The organism is Lacinutrix sp. YIN62 (assembly GCF_057219185.1).
The window spans coordinates 1-17,128 of the sequence record NZ_JBXVVH010000033.1 but is presented as its reverse complement, the minus strand read 5'-3'; the positions used below and the strand labels follow the sequence as shown (position 1 = coordinate 17,128).

Here is a 17,128-nt window from a genome sequence, read left to right as displayed (position 1 = left end):
ATCTTCTGGTTTCATAAATGTGTTAAAGTTAATAAATAAAAAAATCTCGAGGGTGAATTAAACCCCGAGATTTTTAAACTTACACAGTTTATGAGATACTGCCAAAATTATATTTTTAATACATTATTTTCAATTCATTACTGCCTTTTGGCATATAGAAATAGAATTGTATTGGGTTTCTAAACACATCATCAGGATACTGCCGTGGCTATAAGTGGTGATTTTCCTTTAAATTCCAGATCATTGCTTTTACTCTCAAAGCAAACCAAACGGCCTTCATCATAAAAAACCATTTCGTAATTCTCTATAGGCAGGTAAGACATTTTCTCGTAATATAGCTCCCCTTTTTTAATTAAATCTTCTATTTCTTCTTCTGTTAAAAAATTAGCTTTTGCAAAATAAGCTAATTTGTGATAATACAATTCCCAATAAGTATTTTCATTCTTATTTTTAACGCTGTTTACAAATCTTTGATATTGTTCTAAAACTTTTTGTTCTAAAACTTTTTTATCTATTTTTTGTAAATCTTTACTATTATTCAGCGCTTCGTTTTCAAAAGGCATTTCTGCTTCAAATTCAAATTCTTTTTCAAAATAAGATTTTCCTTCAATATTCTCTTTTCTTACAAAACGACTATCTTTATCAAGTAATGGTGAACCATCTGAATTTCTTTTTAGATCATTTGTATTATATTTTAATAGTATGGTTTGCTGATTATCATCTACCCAATTATCCCAACTATCCCAACTATCTTTAGAGTTAAATTGACTTAATTCTATTGAAAAACTAGAATTCTCATCAAATTTTTCATTTTCATAGCTTTGCATTTTAACCTTTATGATTTGCTTTCCTTCTTTTTTAATGAGATGATTTAAAAATTCATATCTCTGAGATTGAATACTTAATTCATGATTTTTTAATACAATTTTATTATTCATAGATATTTCTAGCAAACCTCTTGAAACATTATGTCTAATTAAATATAATGGTGAATTAGTGATTCTATTAGAAACTATTTTTCTTAGCTCAGTCTTATAATCTATTATATTCTCTTTGTTTTGCTCACAACTTATCGTGCTGATTATCAATATAAGTAGTGTTATTTTTATTTTCATTATTCCCATTTAAAAAATTGTCTGATATGCATTCATTTAGTTTTACAATCAAAAACACTAACCCTACATTCAATTTTAATTCGTTTTGAAAAGGTCCTTTTTGATTATCAAAACCAATAACTATTGCTGTTTAATATAAAAATAGTAAAAGCACCTAGACATATAACTAGATGCTTTTATCATTTTTGAAATTTATCTTTTTTAATACATTATTTTCAATTCATTACTGTCTTTTGGCATGTAGAAATATAAAGGCATTTCTATATGGTGATAATTACCATCTTCTGCTTTATATTTAAATGATAATGCAGGTTTACGATTCTTTTCATTTTCTAAAGAAACAATTCTATTGTTTCCATAAAAAAATAGTTTAGAGTCATCATTTAATGTTAATTCTGTTTCATTTAAAATAAAATCACCTTCATCTCTAATGTCTTCAATTTCTTTTTTATTAAGTTGATTGTATTTAGCAAAATACTTAGCTTTACCATTATAAACATCCCAAAACAAAACTTCATCCTTTTGCTTTACACTTTCTATAAGTTGAGTATATTCTTTTATCAATTTATTTTTTAATAAATCAACATTAATAGAAGAAAGGTTTTTTGCCAGACTATTTATATTTGGAGATACATTAACTAGAGTCTGATCTATTTTAAATATAAATTCTTTTTCAAAAATAGTCTTACCTTCTAAAGTTTCATTCTTTGAACTTCTATAATTTATTATATATTTTTGAGATGAAAAATTATTATTATCCCAATCTTTTTTTGTATCTAATCTACTAATTCTAAAAGAAAATTTAGAATGTTCATCAAATATTGAATCATGTGTAGGAAATATTTTAATTTTAATTTGTTGTTCGCTTTTATTTGTTAATAAATGATTGACAAATAAATAGTTTTGAGAATTTACATCAAACTTATCGTTTCGTATAATTAATTGATCATTAATATAAACATCAGCTCTGCATTTAACAACATCGTAATCAATAAGATAAAAATATTGGTCATTTTGATTAGATAAACTAATGTTTAACAAATTACTTTTTGAATCTTTTGAAAATTGCATCTTTTTTTGATTAGTTTTACAGCTTATTCCTAGAATTAGCATTATATATAATAATAATTTCATTTTATTTAAATAGTTTCATTATGTACATACGATCATATTTTAAGTCAAAATGAGGTATTAAATTTCCTTTGCCTTTTTTATTTTTTTAAATATTTCTTCCAAAAATGAAAATTTAGCTTTAGCTTCATATTGTAATCCTGAAAAATATATTCTTTCTTGTATAAATGGCCCATGATTATTGTCAAAATCTATAACTATTGCTCTTTAATATAAAATAGTAAAAGCACCTAGGCGTATAACTAGATGCTTTTATCATTTTGAAATTTATATTTTTAATACATTATTTTCAATTCATTACTATCTTTTGGCATATAGAAATAGAATTGTATTGGGTTTCTAAACACATCATCAGGATCGTTAGGGTTTACTGCCGTGGCTATAAGTGGTGATTTTCCTTTAAATTCTAATTCGTTGCTTTTACTCTCAAAGCAAACCAAACGGCCTTCATCGTAAAAAACCATTTCGTAATTATCTATAGGCAGGTAAGACATTTTCTCGTAATATAGCTCCCCTTCTTTAATTAAATCTTCTATTTCTTTTTCTGTTAAAAAATTAGCTTTAGCAAAATAAGCTACTTTCTGATAATACAATTCCCAATAAGTGTTTTCATCCTTATTTTTAACGCTATTTACAAATCTTTGATATTGTTCTAATACTTTTTGTTCTAATACTTTTTTATCTATTTTTTGTAAATCTTTACTATTATTCAGCGCTTCGTTTTCAAAAGGCATTTCTGCTTCAAACTCAAATTCTTTTTCAAAATAAGGTAACCCTTCAATATTCTCTTTTCGTTTAAATTTCCCATTTTCAAGTAAAGGAAAACCGTCTTCGTTTTTTTCTCCTGTTAAATCATCGGTATTGTATTCTATAAAATATCTTTGTTCTGCGAAATTAATATTATTCCAGGCCTTTTTTGATGGCAAAGCACTTAAGTTAATACTGAAACTCGAAAATTCATCAAATAAATTATTTTTTGATGGATATATTCTTATTTTAATTTTTTGTTCCCCTTGATTATTAAAAAAATGATTTATAAAATGATACCCTTGTATTTTTGTGCTTTTCTTATAATCTTTTACAAACAATTTTCCATTAATTTCTATATCTATAAATGTTTTCGTGAAATTATATCCAAATAAATGAAAAGGTATATCATTTAAATAGTTTTTACTGGTTATTAAATCATACAATTTTTCCTTATATTTTATATTATTCATTTCTTTTCTATTTTGTCCACAAGCTATTACACTTATTATTAATATTAGGAATACTCTTCTTCTTTTTATTAGCATTATTTAAAATTTTGCATGAGATGCATACGCTTTGTTTTGTAATCAAATGGTTTTATAAAATTACCTTTATTTTCATATTCATTATTTAAAAAACTTGGGTAATAACCAAAAGCTCCTACTTTATATTCCGCTTTTAACTCGTATTGTAATCCAGAGAAATATAAGCGTTCTTGTGTAAAAGGTCCTTTTTGATTATCAACACCAATAACTATTGTTGTTTAATAGTAAAAGCACCTAGATATATAATTAGATGCTTTTATCATTTCTGAAGTTTATCTTTTTTAATACATTATTTTCAATTCATTACTGTCTTTTGGCATGTAGAAATAGAATTGAAAAGGTTTTTTATACAAACTACCATCATGCTGTTCTGCCGTACCTATTAAGGGTGATTTTCCTTTTAACCTTAAATCCTCTTTTTTACTCTCAAAACATACAAGTTTACCGTTATCATAAAATATCATTTCATAATTATCTTCAATTAGAGGGAAATTTGCTTGAGTATATATTGTTTTCGCTTCTTTAATAATGCTTTCAATATCTATAATACCTAATTCATTTATTGGAACTAAATAATTCGCTTCTATCAGATAGTTTGTTTTATTATACCAATTTTCCCAAAATATCTCTTCCTTCTTATTATTTACACTATTAGCAAACTTATTATACTGATTTAAAACCTTTTGCTTAAGACTATCTTGATTTACTTCACGTAAATCTTGTGCATTTGTCAAAAAATCATTCTTAATAAAGATATCATCAGTTTTAAACTGAAATTCTTTTTCAAAATAAGATAATCCTTCAATATTTATTTTTCTTTCAAAACTTTCAAAATTTATAGTCTCATCTGTATTGAATTGAAAAAGGAAAAAGCTATCCTCATTTTGATGGTAATTATTTCGTAATGCTCTATTTTTAAAATAAGAAACCCCTATACGAAAACTAGATTGGTTAGTTAATTCTTCATCAATTAAAGGTTTTACTATAACTTTTATTTTTTGTGTTTTTTCTTTTACAAAAAGATGATGAATACTAATAGGAGTATAATAAGCACCAGTATTATACCCAAATTCTTTTAATATAAGCTTATTGTTTATCAAAATTTCGATTTGACATCCTGAATATGAATAATGAAAATTATATAATGGTTTATTATCTATATCTTTAACGTCTTTATTGATATTTAATATTTTATTTTTATAATCAATCATTCCTATATTGTTTTGTGAATTACAACTTATATTTAAAATAAGAAAAAGTAATAATATTTTTTTCATAGTTATTCAAATTTTTGCATAATATACATACGCGATGTTTTATAATCAAAAGGATTAATAAGGTTCCCTTTATCATCCAATGTATTATTTAATATATCTGGATACCATCCTACTATCCCCACTTTATATTCCGCTTTTAACTCGTATTGTAATCCTGAAAAATATATTCTTTCTTGGGTAAAAGGTCCTTTTTGATTATCAAAACCAATAACCATTGTTGTTTAATAGTAAAAGCACCTAGATATATAATTAGATGCTTTTATCATTTTTTTAAATTATATTTTTAATATAACACTTCTAACTCATTACTATCTTTTGGGATATGCAAATAAAACTGCATTTTATTAGATTTTTGAGACTCTTTATCTTCTCGTTTAAATTCTAAATTAAGTACAGATTTTCCTTTTTTCTTAAGATTTGAAGAAGTACTTTCTAAAGTAACTAAACGACCTTCATCGTAAAACACCATTTCATAATCTTCTAGTGGTAAAAATGTAACTCTCTTATCTGAAAACACAAATTCAGCATTTTCATACAATTCATTTATTTCTTCTTCACTTCTATAATTTGCCATACATTCTAAATAGGCTTTTTTTATACATCGTTTTCCAAAAAAACGCTTCATCATCAGAGTTGTTAACACTATTTCTAAACCTATTAAAGTATGTGATTAGTTGCTTTTTTAATACTTCAGCATCTAAATTTCGTAAATCTTTACTTGTTTCCTGCAAATTGGGAAGCTTAAAAGGAATACTGGCTTCAAATTCAAATTCTTTTTCAAAATAAGGTTTCCCTTCTAGTCTTTTTTCTTTGATATATTCACCTATTATTGCCCCTGTTGAATCTTTAAGGAATTCATTAGATTTGTAATATAATATTTTTTTCTTTCCTTCCCATATATCATTATCATAATACGATTTTTTATCTAAAGAAATTAAATTACATCTAAAAAAAGATTGCTCATCAAAGTAATCTTCATCTATTGGTTTTATTTTAATTTTTAATTTTTGTTCTAATTCACTATTAAAATATTGATTGATGAAATGATTATCTTGTATTGCTTCAATATAAGAGTATGATTTTAAGAATAATTTATCATTGATATACATTTCAATATATACATTTCTGAAATCAAATGCATATATATAAAGTGGTGGTTCTGGATTTTTTTCTACTTCTTTATATAAGTTTTTGAATTCTTTTTTATAATTAACTGTACTTGTATTTTCCTGTTTTTGAGATTGACAACAACAACTAATAATACAAACAAAAGCGATTAATAAATATCTTAAGTATTGCATTTTTAATACATTATTTTCAATTCATTACTGTCTTTTGGCATGTAGAAATAAAATTGTATTGGATTTCTAAACACATCATTAGGATCGTTAGGGTTTACTGCCGTGGCTATAAGTGGTGATTTTCCTTTAAACTCCAGATCATTGCTTTTACTCTCAAAGCAAACCAAACGACCTCCATCATAAAAAACCATTTCGTAATTATCTTCAATAGAGGGGAAATTCGCCCATTCTGAAAATTGTTCCCCTTCTTTAATAATTTTTTCTATAAGTTTATAATCAAAATAATTTGCACTTACATAATATTCCATTTTTTGATATGTAAATTCCCAAAATTTATTTTTTTGCTTCTTATTTATGCTATTTCCAAATAAATTATATTGCTTTAATATTTTCAATTTAAGATCATCTTTATTCAAATTTCTTAAATCTTTAGCGTTTACTAAAGCTTCATTTACAAAAGGTATTTCTGTTTCAAACTCAAACTCTTTTTCAAAATAAGGTAATCCTTCAATATTAATTTTTCTTTCAAAACTTTCAAAAGTTACAGTTTCATCTGTATTGAACTGAAATAAGAAAAAGTTATCTTCATCTTGATGATATTTATCTTTTTCATTTTTATTTTTAAAATATGTAACACCTATCTTAAAAGATGCATTCTCCGTTAATTCCTTCGTTGACAAAGGCTTTACTTTTACTTTTATCTTTTGTTTTTTTCCTTTTTTTAATAAATGATTAATCGGTATTGGTGTATAATATGCTCCTATTTTTTGTCCATTATCTTTAAAAACTAAATTTTCATTAATTAATATTTCTATTCTACAATTTGAATATCGATAATGATAATTATAACGAGGTTTTTCATCTATATCTACAATACTTTTATTGATTTCTCTAAGTTGTTCTTTATAATTTACACCATTCATATTTTCTTTACTTTGTGGCTTACATCCTACATGAAATAAGATTAAAGCTAATAGAATTAATTCTAGTTTTATCATGATTTGAAAATTTGCATAATATACGTATGTTGCATTTTAGTTTGTATTAAACTTAGATATTAAATTGTAATCATGAAGGTATATTCTTTCTTATATAAATGGCTCATGATTATTATCAAAACCTATAATTGTTGCTGTTTAATATAAAATAGTAAAAGCATCTAGGCGTATAACTAGATGCTTTTATCATTTTTTTGAAAATTATATTTTTAATACATTATTTTCAATTCATTACTATCTTTTGGCATATAGAAATAGAATTGTATTGGGTTTCTAAACACATCATCAGGATCGTTAGGGTTTACTGCCGTGGCTATAAGTGGTGATTTTCCTTTAAACTCCAATTCGTTGCTCTTACTCTCAAAGCAAACTAAACGTCCTTCATCATAAAAAACCATTTCGTAATTTTCTATAGGCTGATAAGACATTTTTTCGTAATATATCTCCCCTTCTTTAATTAAATCTTCTATTTCTTTTTTTGTTAAAAAATTAGCTTTTGCAAAATAAGCTACTTTGTGATAATACAATTCCCAATAAGTATTTTCATTCTTATTTTTAACGCTATTTACAAATCTTTGATATTGTTCTAAAACTTTTTGTTTTAAAACTTTTTTATCTATTTCTTGTAAATCTTTACTATTATTCAGCGCTTCGTTTTCAAAAGGCATTTCTGCTTCAAATTCAAATTCTTTTTCAAAATAAGGTAATCCTTCAATATTTTCATATATTATCTTTTTCTTATTACTAGGAGCATAAGTATCAAAGTTTATAACCTCTTCAGCTGAGGTAAAAAAATCATCTTCAGTATATATTTTTTTTGAAGGAGATTTATATACTTTTATATTTATAAAATCATTAGTTTTTTCAAAAATTGTATCATATATAGGGGCTATATGTAATTTAATCTTATTTTTATTTTTAATATAATGATTAATAAAATGGATACCTTGTAAATCTTTAGAATAAGAATAATATTTTTTAAATAAAACATTATTAATTGTTGTTTTACAACTTATTGACGATGAGTTTATTTTAATAAAATAAAAAGGAAAATCATTTAAAAAACTTTCGTTTGTAGATAAATCATATAACTTTTCTTTGTAATCAATATTATTCATTTTTTTTTCTTTTTTATTCAACTCACAACTTATCGTACTAATTATAATTATAAATAGTGCTATTTTTATTTTCATTTTTTTCATTTAAAAAATTGCATGATATGCATTCGTTTAGTTTTATAATCAAATGGTTTTAATAGATTTCCTTTACTTTCATGTTCATTATTTAAAAACTCTGGATAATAACCAAAAACTCCTACTTTATATTCCGCTTTTAATTCGTATTGTAATCCTGAAAAATATATTCTTTCTTGGGTAAAAGGTCCTTTTTGGTTATCAAAACCTATGATACGTTCAATACCGATGAAAGAAGAAACATTTCCTTTTAAGGATAATTCAATTTCAGTCGGAATTAAGTGATATTTCTCACTAATCTTCCCTATAATTTCAGCTCTTCCCTTAATTTTCAAATCGGTACGAATCACATCTCCTTCTATAAAAGCTTCACCATTTTTAACTTCGGGTGGTGGTGGCCCAAAACCTAATCCACCTTTAAACTTAAGCGTTTTATTTTGTTTTACTTCATGCAAGGCTTTAGTTTGATCTCCAGCATTTTCATTAAGACTCCATGTATTAGTTAAGCAATTATATTTTACATTGATATCGGCACTAGCATTCACACTTAACGAAAAATTAGCCTTCAATTTATCTTTTAATTTCCCTTTTGGTGTGAACTCTTCTTCTATTTTCACTCCTAAAAAAGGTTTCGCTTGTAACGTAAATCGTATAATCAATGCCGTGTTACCATCAGCCATTTGCTCATACTCATATCCAAAATTACAGCTTACTTTAGGATAGGTAAAACTAATATTATTATCGCTTATTTTTTTAATAGCTTGCTTTAAGTTTTTGGCTTTTTTAAGCGATTTAAGCTTCATTCTACCCGTTATAAAATAAAGGACTACTAAGTCTAAAGCTAATGTGGCTAGTGATAATTGAAAAGCATAATAGTATAAAAAGTAATTATGAGGTGGTTTGGTTGCATAATTTATTACTTCTCCATTAATTTTATGGTGGTATCCTAGTTCTATAGTTTCGGTCTCGCTTTCTATAAATTTATCAACCAAGCCTGCTAAATCATCACTTAAAAACTTAAATTCGTCTTCATCATCACTACTTGCTAAATATTTGTGCGCCGCTATAAGTTCTTCTATAGGTTTCATCACCTTATTATATAAAAACTCAATTACGAGTTTAAGATAGTCATATAGATTCTGGTTAAACTCTATCAACTCAACCTTTTCTTCTTTGTAGAATAATACTTTTTCCGCAGCATAATTTATATGCACTGCCCATTGCAAATCTGGATAGATCTTAAAAATAGGTGTACGTATATATCTACAGCTTTTTATGAGTACTGGATAGGATATATGCTTTGCTCCAAACATATATTTTGCAAATACTTCTAGATAGGTATCGGCTTGGTATGGATAGGATAGCTTGAGTACTAACTTATTTTCTGCTTTGCTCACTACCTCTACAGGAGTTATACTGCCAAATAGTTTGCTTTGTACCGTTTCTGTAGGTATGCGCGTAATATCAAAAGTATTATCAATGTGAGCATTACTTGCATCTTGAGTATTATCAAAGCCTGCTTGTTGACATTCGGTTGTTTTTACATCTTCTAAATCTATAGTTACGTTTTGCGATGTAGCATTACTTCCTGCAACATATTCTAATATAGGTGTGGTATTGTTTATTTCTAAACTACCGTCTGTTGCTTGTTTTAAAAGATGAAATGCTCCACAATTATCACTTATTTTAATTGCAGTAAACCCACATTCCTCATAATTTTGACTTACTAATGTCGCTTCTTGTATTTCGGCTATTTGCGGAATCCATTCTTGTTCATCTTCATCAATCGCCCATTCATCTTTATAGTTTATTTTAAAAGTAATTTCTTTCTTTAATTTTTTTACTTGCTCCTCGGTATATGGTGCATGCATTATAGCCCGATTAGGGACTAAGGCTATACTTATTTTTCCGCTTTTTATAGAATCTTCATTGTTTTCTCCTTCTTTATGATTCAATGTATCTATCCATTGGGGATCTATGTATAGCTCATACCGTTGTTCTATATTATAATCCAATATAGGATTATCGCTATTACGGTTTACTGTTATAACCTCTTTTACTAACTCTTTATTATCTGCAGTTATTGTTAATTGTATATCATAATAGGGGACGTTATGTAATTTTATGTGTAAGTCTACAATAGTCCCGTACTCAAGTTCTTTTTCTAGTGATTGGATATTTTTCTCTATAAACTTCAGATTTTTCTCTTGCGTATTTACATCTTTTGTGCTGATTCTTTTTTTTGCATAAAAAGACATAATTTGAGGATCATCGACTGCTATTATAAATGCACCTTGAGACATCCATCCTGGGCGATAATTAACTCCTTCTAGCCAGATACCAGCACCTAGTTTATTCGATTTATAATTAATACTCCCAAAGGTATCTTTGCCCATATCTTTTTTATAGGTCGCTTTTATGTAGTGTGTGCCTATAAATCGTGTGTCTTTTTCAGTATATACTACGTCTTTATATTTTTCAGATTTTTTATTTAAATCAGTAAGGTGTTCAGCTAGGGTGTTTTTTTGTGTTTTTGTAGTTCCGCCTACTTTAAAATTTAACCATGTATTGGTTCTAAATTTATTATAGGCTTGCGCTATCCAATACACATTATTTTGTGTAGCTGTAGTATTAATTGCTTTTAAAGCTAAAATCTTAAAGTTTATTGCCTTATTTTTTGGGATTAAATAAACATAATATTCTCTGTAAATTTCTCGTCTAACCGAAGTATTATTAGTCGTGATTTCCTTATCAGCATATCCCTCTTCTTTTTTTAATGCCTCTCCTGTTTCATTAAATAAGTCTGTTTTCATCCTAGTGAATTTAAATCATGATTAATTATTTCTAAAGAGCTTGTTTCCTCACATGCCATTGGATTTATTTGCGCCATTACCGCTTCGTCGGCTGCTTCCTCATGAGCCGATGTAGCTTCTGCTGTTTGACCATGAAATGTAATACTTATACATGGTGCTCCTGCAATGGGACAGGTAGCCTTACTGTTCTCTAAAATTGGATTCCCCCCATTGTCTAGCGTTACTTTTTCATAAAAATCTTGCCATTCTGTGACCATAGGCTGACAAGGTTTATACCCGCCTGGGGTGGGTTGCAACTTGCATTGTCCAAAGGTTTTTTTTTGAAAAGGTTGTCCTATATCCATGGTAGAAACAATCATCTTTTTTTCACCTTCGGCGTCGTTCACATACTGTTTATGTTGGCTTATCGATACTATTTTATCTGGCATAGTCCCATTTTGGCACTCGCATTCTGCTTCTTGACATACTATTGCTTTTCCCATTGTTTTTAATTATTATAAAATTATTACCAGAATTCGTACCATTTCTTTTCGGCATCGGGATCTATATAAGTCCCTTCTTTCTTTTCATAGGCTATTTTACGCTGTGCTGTTTTATCCAAATCTTCTTGCCAAATGGCTTTAAAAGTTATGGTTTTATCAATATTATTTTGTGTATACTCTAGGTTGCCATCTATTCGTAATAGGCTATGATCTTTTGCGTCTAATTCGTATTTTATTGCTGTGGTTCCAGATTCTAAGCTTGCTGTGGTTTTTATATCGCCTTGGTAGTTAATAATTAGGCGGTTATTCTTTTTAAGTAGGGGTACCACCGTTTGATTACCATAAAAACGTAATTTCTGTATACCAGGAAACCATTTAAATTGCTTTTCTAAGGATTGCGTAAAGCTCTTCGTATAGTTTATATATAGTTTTGAAAATAGAATATCGAACAATACATCATTATGTAAGCTTTTTACGAGACTTTCAGGGCTTTCTAGAGCTTTAGAGATTTGTTTACAATGGTTTACAAATGGAGCTCCTGTATAGCGTTTTGCAAGCTCTTTTTGCTTAATTTCCCAACGTTTTTGTATTGTGTTGTGGTTGCTAACAGCTAACAGTTGTCCTGAAGTATTTACGGTAATCTCTAAAGGGTATAAACAACTGGCACTTTGCTCTGCCAACTGTTCCATAAAGCCATCTACTTGTTTCCCGTCTTTAAAAAAACGTTGCCGTTCTAAGCGATAATAAAACAGTTCTTTTTTATAGGCTATACACTTTAACTCTATGAGGTACTGTATTGTTTTTTGTTCATTATAATTAATGTACATGCCATAGGTACGATGTAAAAAACTTGTTTTATTAAGGATTAACCAATACTGTATTTTTTTTAGAAAAGATTTTTTCTCTTCTGGTATAGTAGGAGGGGTTGGTTTTGGAGGCGTTTTAGTCTCAATAGGTAAAGAAAGGGGCGTATTGGGCATTGTTTATTTTCGTTTAATTATTTAGTGTCATCGTATACTTTTCTATTGCCGTCTTTTCTAGGTTTCATAGGCTCTTGTAGTTTTAGGATTTCTCTTATTACAGGAATATAATGCCACCAACTAGATAGTTTAAAATTCTCATAGGTAAACGATGTATGTAAGTATTGATTTCTCAATGCTCTTATTAGTTGCATATCACTTAACGTTGTATAATCGACTATAATGGGTTTTTTTAATTGATTTATTTTACGTTTTGGTGCTACAACTTCTGTATTATCTTTTGCGTGTTCCACCATTTTAGCGTCTAAGATTAAAGAAGCTCTTGTCTGTTGTGTCTTTGTTTTCTCAGCTTCGCTTTCTTTTATTAATAGTGCTATGTCTTCCTTTTTTTGTTCCAGAAGCTCTTTTTCATTTTGCTGGCTATTAAATTTTAATAGATCTACAGCCTGTACCCCTTCATCTTTCCCCTTAAATTCTGCTTCTATACGCTTTTGTACTTCTGTTAATAAATTACCTTTTACAGCAAACTTGTTGTTTAATGATGCAGTATCAATCTTCGCTTGATATTTTTTGGACAATTTAGCCATTAACTGTAATGCTATGACACTGTATGCGTTAGTTAAGTTTTTTCTTTTACCCCACACTTCATCTCGTGTCCAACCATCTTCAATCTTTATTTCATCTCTTTTATACCAACCTTCTGCTATAAAATCATACGCTATTTTTTCTGCTTCTGATTCGTTATTACTTAGATCCCATAGCAACGTATTTTCTTGAGGAATATTAGCTAAATAACCGCCACCAATATCAGAATGCACTCCAGGTAGACTAATAGTTAATCCTTTAGCACCTGCACTTTCTATACTTGTTAAATCAAAATTATATCTTATTTCATCCTGCGCTATTAAATGTACCGTTTTATGGGCATGATACATTTGGTTTAGCTCCAAATCTGTATGATCATTACTGTGTTTAACACCATGAGAAGACACTGAATCATATAAACCTGCAAATCCTATTTTTACGGTATTTATCGATATCCTTCCTTCTTTTAACGCTTCTCCTAAATAGCCATAAGCAGGATTATCAATCACTTGTAATTCTCCTTCTCTATCTCGAAATTCATAATGAGAAGCCTTTTTTTTAACTTGTGAGACAAAATGCCGCGCAGCTACTGCTCCACGACTAAAACCATAAACATCAAAATATACTTGATCTATAAGTTTAAATTTATTTTCATCTTTACCATTTGATTTTACTCTTGGCAAAATTTCATTTACTATTTGTGTACAAGCTTTTTTAACCTTTGCAGGAACCCCTGTACTCCCCATCCCTAGCGCTGCACCTATACCTGCATCACTATTGAAACCCTCAGTACCAATACCTTCTATATAGAGTTTAAAAACATTTGTGTCTTCAGTTAAATAGTGAGGTTCTAATCGTGATACGTTAGATTCGTCTGAGTTATAGCTATTATCTCCGTTACTATCGTCTTTATGTTCTTCATAAGCTTCTTTATATTCCTCTATAGTTTCTCCCGCTTCCATTTCTATAGCTTCTCCTTTATACGCTTTGTATGCTCGTACATTTTTACGATTATTCCCTGTACCATCAAAAAAAATTCCTATAACAATACTACTACCTCGCTCTATAGCTGTTCTAGTTTGCTTGTATTCTCCAAAAATAATTCCACTCATATTATGATTTATATAAAACTCGTTTTACGGTATTTTGTTCTAAGTGTATTTCTTGTCGGTTAGTTCCTGTTATTAGATAGAGCTTTAGTCTTTTTATATTATTATCCATATAAGTTTCTATCTCAAAACGACCTTTATTATCGTTTTCTTTAAAGGCTGTTACTATAGTATTGTAATCAATATCTTTAAAAATACAGGTGGCTACAAAAGCTTCTTTTACTTGATCTGACTCTTCCCATTGTATTCTGAATTCTTTGGGTAAAGCACTATTTATGGTATCTTCATTTATTTCCAAATCATCATCATCTATTCGATACTCTTCCCCATTAAATGCATACGCATATAAAAAAACCATATGTGGATCATCTTTTATGTGTATACTCCAAGTAAATTTTTGTCTATAAGTTTGCCATTTTTTAAAAGATAGATTCCCAGCTTTATATTGTGTTATTATTTTGGGTGGTAAGCGATTTGTATCTAGTTTAATATATTTTTCTCTATCCTGTTCTCCATGCGGATTATATTCTTTCCAAATTACTTCTGTTTTTTCAGCTTGATAGAAACCTACTTCTCGTTGAAATCCACTAGGTCCTGTAAGCCAAAGAGCAACTGTACCTCCTGGAGCTACATTAACAATAAAGTTTAATTTATGAGAGGTTAAAATTTCTCCTTTTCTTCTAATTTTAAATCCTTTTTCAAATATTTCTGCTATTTTTTTATGATCTAATTCAAAATGACCTTCATAAAATTGATTTTCGAGATAGGAGAGCCATACCAAATGAAGTTCTTTAGGAAGCGCTCTTTCGGTATCACCTGTAATAGAACCCATTTGCCCCCAGCCTTTATTAAGTACTCCTTTTCCTCTAATACCAGTGTCTCCTAAGGTTCCATAATGTAAGGTTGCTGGAAAATTTTTAGGAGCATTTATAGATACAGACCAATTATATTTTTTATCCATTTTATTGCTTTTGCAGTTTAATGCTAATAATGCGAAAAGTATTATTAATATCTCGTGTTTAATTTTCATGTATTCTTGCTTTTCTTTTTTTGAACGTAGTTTTTATGTGCAAAAAAAACAATTGCTGTAGCTATTAATACTACGGATTGAAAAACAAATTGCGCTATAAAATTCATTCCAGAAACCATTGTGTTTCCTGCCGTATCGCTATTAAAATTTTGTGAATCATGAGATAATTTGTCTATTGTATAAATTATTAATGTTAAAATACTATTGATTAATAGCCACCAAAAAATCACTGTATTTAATTTCGTTTTTATGTGATATGTCTGATACAGCGTATATGTTAAAATGGCTAGCGTAAGTATTAATGATATTGGTGCCGTAAAATATGCGACTAACGCTAGGTATACATTTGTGTTCATTTTTAATTTTAATGACGTTCTAAAAACAAGAGTGTATAGTATAAATCCCACCAATGTTAAGCTGCCTATAATTACAGTATTCTCATTCATTGATTCTTAAAAAAAGCAGTTATTCATGATCAGCTTTTATATTCACTTTTGTAGCACCAGCAAGAGTCATATTATCTTTAGCAGATTCTAAAGTTGCTTTCTCAGAAACTTTATTTAATTCTGTCGCTTTTATAACATAATTTTGATACGCTACTTTTTTTATATTTAAGCCCCTTTTTATAATCGCCATTTTAAAATAAATTAGATTTTTCTTTTGCGTTAATATGGACTTTTTTTGCACTCAGCATATTTATTTCTTCTTTTAAGCTTTGCATGTTTATCTTGTCGGCATATTCTGTGGATTCTTTTGATTGTATGTCAAATGTATTATCCGCAATTTGTTTTATATTATTTGCCTTTTCCTTAATATCTTTTGATGCGGTTTGTAAAATGTCATTTCCTGCATTAGAAGTTATGTTTCGGCCTGCGCTCTCATCTATGTTTCCTCCAGCGTTAACTATAATGTTTTTCCCAGCGGTAATGTTTAGATTTTCCCCTGCTATAAGATTAATATCCTTAAGGGCATTAATGGTAATGGATTCTCCTTTTGTATCTATAATAAAGTGATTTCCTTTTTTATCGGTAACTGTAATGCGTTCACTATTAGGAGTATCATTAAACTCTAGTATATGCCCGCTTTTAGTAATAATACTTTTGTAATTATTTTTATCTTTTCCTCCTGCACCTGTAGTTCCATTGAATAAACTTCCCATTACAAAAGGGCGGTTGGGGTCGTTATAACGAAAGCCAACCATTACTTGATCTCCTATTTCAGGTATAAATACATGCCCACGATTTTGCGCGTGGTTGTCGCTACGTCCTGCATCGGGAGTCATTACACGTAGCCAAGAGGTTTTCATAGGACCTGTTTGCCATTGAAATTGTACTTGAACCCGTCCTTTTTGTTTCGGATCGTCGTTACTTAGTACCGTTGCTATTTGAGACTGTGCGATAGGTAAGGTTACTTCAGGTTCTGGTAATAGTGTTACGCCAGAAGATATGGCTTCAAATGTATTGTTGTATTCACTAGATCCCGTTGCATGATGCGTAATTTTGGTGATAATAAATTCTCCGTAATTTTTAACATCAAAAGCGCCAATACCGCGTTGTGCAGCAGTTACTTTTATTACAGAGCCTACTGTTAAACCTTGTTTTGTGCTGGTTCCACTAAGTACATTTGCAGTTGCGACTTTACTTCCTTGTTTGTTTTTAACAATGGTATCTATTTCACTTTTATCTTTTACCCGTGTTTCAGAATAGCCATTGGTATCTATAGAAAATAGTTCTTTAGAAGCTTGAAACGCATAACTGGCTAGTTCATTTAAACCCGCAACGTCTCCTCGTGTTTTCGATTCGTTTTTTGCATCGTCTAG

Annotated in this window: 17 protein-coding genes; all 17 read right to left on the bottom strand. The window is 28.7% G+C overall.

What is annotated here, in order from left to right; translation table 11 throughout:
* Nucleotides 1–191: 191 nt before the first annotated feature.
* Nucleotides 192–1,115: a hypothetical protein gene (locus AC2D8I_RS15305; RefSeq protein WP_484706929.1), complete on the bottom strand. Its 924-nt coding sequence runs from the start codon at nt 1,113–1,115 to the stop codon at nt 192–194.
* Between the two features lie 201 nt (nt 1,116–1,316).
* On the bottom strand, nt 1,317–2,249 hold the full coding sequence (locus tag AC2D8I_RS15300; protein ID WP_484706928.1) for a hypothetical protein: 933 nt from the start codon (nt 2,247–2,249) through the stop codon (nt 1,317–1,319).
* A 272-nt stretch (nt 2,250–2,521) separates the two neighbouring features.
* A complete protein-coding gene (locus AC2D8I_RS15295; RefSeq protein WP_484706927.1) occupies nt 2,522–3,466 on the bottom strand; it encodes a hypothetical protein in 945 nt (314 codons plus the stop codon).
* A 356-nt stretch (nt 3,467–3,822) separates the two neighbouring features.
* Complete coding sequence (locus tag AC2D8I_RS15290) at nt 3,823–4,818, bottom strand: hypothetical protein (RefSeq protein ID WP_484706926.1); 996 nt, start codon at nt 4,816–4,818, stop codon at nt 3,823–3,825.
* Nucleotides 4,819–4,820: 2 nt separating this feature from the next.
* Entirely contained in the window at nt 4,821–5,033 is a 213-nt protein-coding gene (locus AC2D8I_RS15285; protein ID WP_484706925.1) for a hypothetical protein, read from the bottom strand.
* Between the two features lie 68 nt (nt 5,034–5,101).
* Nucleotides 5,102–5,392 carry a hypothetical protein gene (locus AC2D8I_RS15280; RefSeq protein WP_484706924.1) on the bottom strand — a complete coding sequence of 97 codons (291 nt, stop codon included), beginning with the start codon at nt 5,390–5,392 and terminating at the stop codon, nt 5,102–5,104.
* Entirely contained in the window at nt 5,379–6,119 is a 741-nt protein-coding gene (locus tag AC2D8I_RS15275) for a hypothetical protein (protein WP_484706923.1), read from the bottom strand. Before AC2D8I_RS15275 ends, AC2D8I_RS15280 begins: the two co-directional genes overlap by 14 nt.
* A 2-nt stretch (nt 6,120–6,121) precedes the next feature.
* Nucleotides 6,122–7,117 (bottom strand): hypothetical protein, encoded by a 996-nt coding sequence (locus AC2D8I_RS15270; RefSeq protein ID WP_484706922.1) that lies wholly within the window; start codon nt 7,115–7,117, stop codon nt 6,122–6,124.
* Nucleotides 7,118–7,326: 209 nt separating this feature from the next.
* On the bottom strand, nt 7,327–8,310 hold the full coding sequence (locus AC2D8I_RS15265) for a hypothetical protein (protein ID WP_484706921.1): 984 nt from the start codon (nt 8,308–8,310) through the stop codon (nt 7,327–7,329).
* 5 nt (nt 8,311–8,315) lie between these two features.
* Nucleotides 8,316–11,123 carry a hypothetical protein gene (locus AC2D8I_RS15260; protein WP_484706920.1) on the bottom strand — a complete coding sequence of 936 codons (2,808 nt, stop codon included), beginning with the start codon at nt 11,121–11,123 and terminating at the stop codon, nt 8,316–8,318.
* The gene (locus tag AC2D8I_RS15255; protein WP_484706919.1) at nt 11,120–11,605 is read right to left on the bottom strand and encodes a DUF4280 domain-containing protein; all 486 of its coding nucleotides are present in this window, start codon (nt 11,603–11,605) and stop codon (nt 11,120–11,122) included. The genes AC2D8I_RS15260 and AC2D8I_RS15255 overlap by 4 nt, the downstream gene beginning before the upstream one ends.
* Nucleotides 11,606–11,628: 23 nt before the next feature.
* Complete coding sequence (locus tag AC2D8I_RS15250; protein WP_484706918.1) at nt 11,629–12,585, bottom strand: hypothetical protein; 957 nt, start codon at nt 12,583–12,585, stop codon at nt 11,629–11,631.
* A gap of 17 nt (nt 12,586–12,602) precedes the next feature.
* A complete protein-coding gene (locus tag AC2D8I_RS15245; protein ID WP_484706917.1) occupies nt 12,603–14,282 on the bottom strand; it encodes a phospholipase effector Tle1 domain-containing protein in 1,680 nt (559 codons plus the stop codon).
* A 1-nt stretch (nt 14,283) separates the two neighbouring features.
* Nucleotides 14,284–15,309, bottom strand: coding sequence for a DUF2931 family protein (locus AC2D8I_RS15240; protein ID WP_484706916.1), 1,026 nt, complete (start codon nt 15,307–15,309; stop codon nt 14,284–14,286).
* Complete coding sequence (locus AC2D8I_RS15235; RefSeq protein ID WP_484706915.1) at nt 15,306–15,755, bottom strand: hypothetical protein; 450 nt, start codon at nt 15,753–15,755, stop codon at nt 15,306–15,308. The genes AC2D8I_RS15240 and AC2D8I_RS15235 overlap by 4 nt, the downstream gene beginning before the upstream one ends.
* Nucleotides 15,756–15,774: 19 nt before the next feature.
* A complete protein-coding gene (locus AC2D8I_RS15230; RefSeq protein ID WP_484706914.1) occupies nt 15,775–15,945 on the bottom strand; it encodes a hypothetical protein in 171 nt (56 codons plus the stop codon).
* Between the two features lies 1 nt (nt 15,946).
* On the bottom strand, nt 15,947–17,128 hold a 1,182-nt coding region (locus tag AC2D8I_RS15225), incomplete at its 5' end, for a phage baseplate assembly protein V (protein ID WP_484706911.1).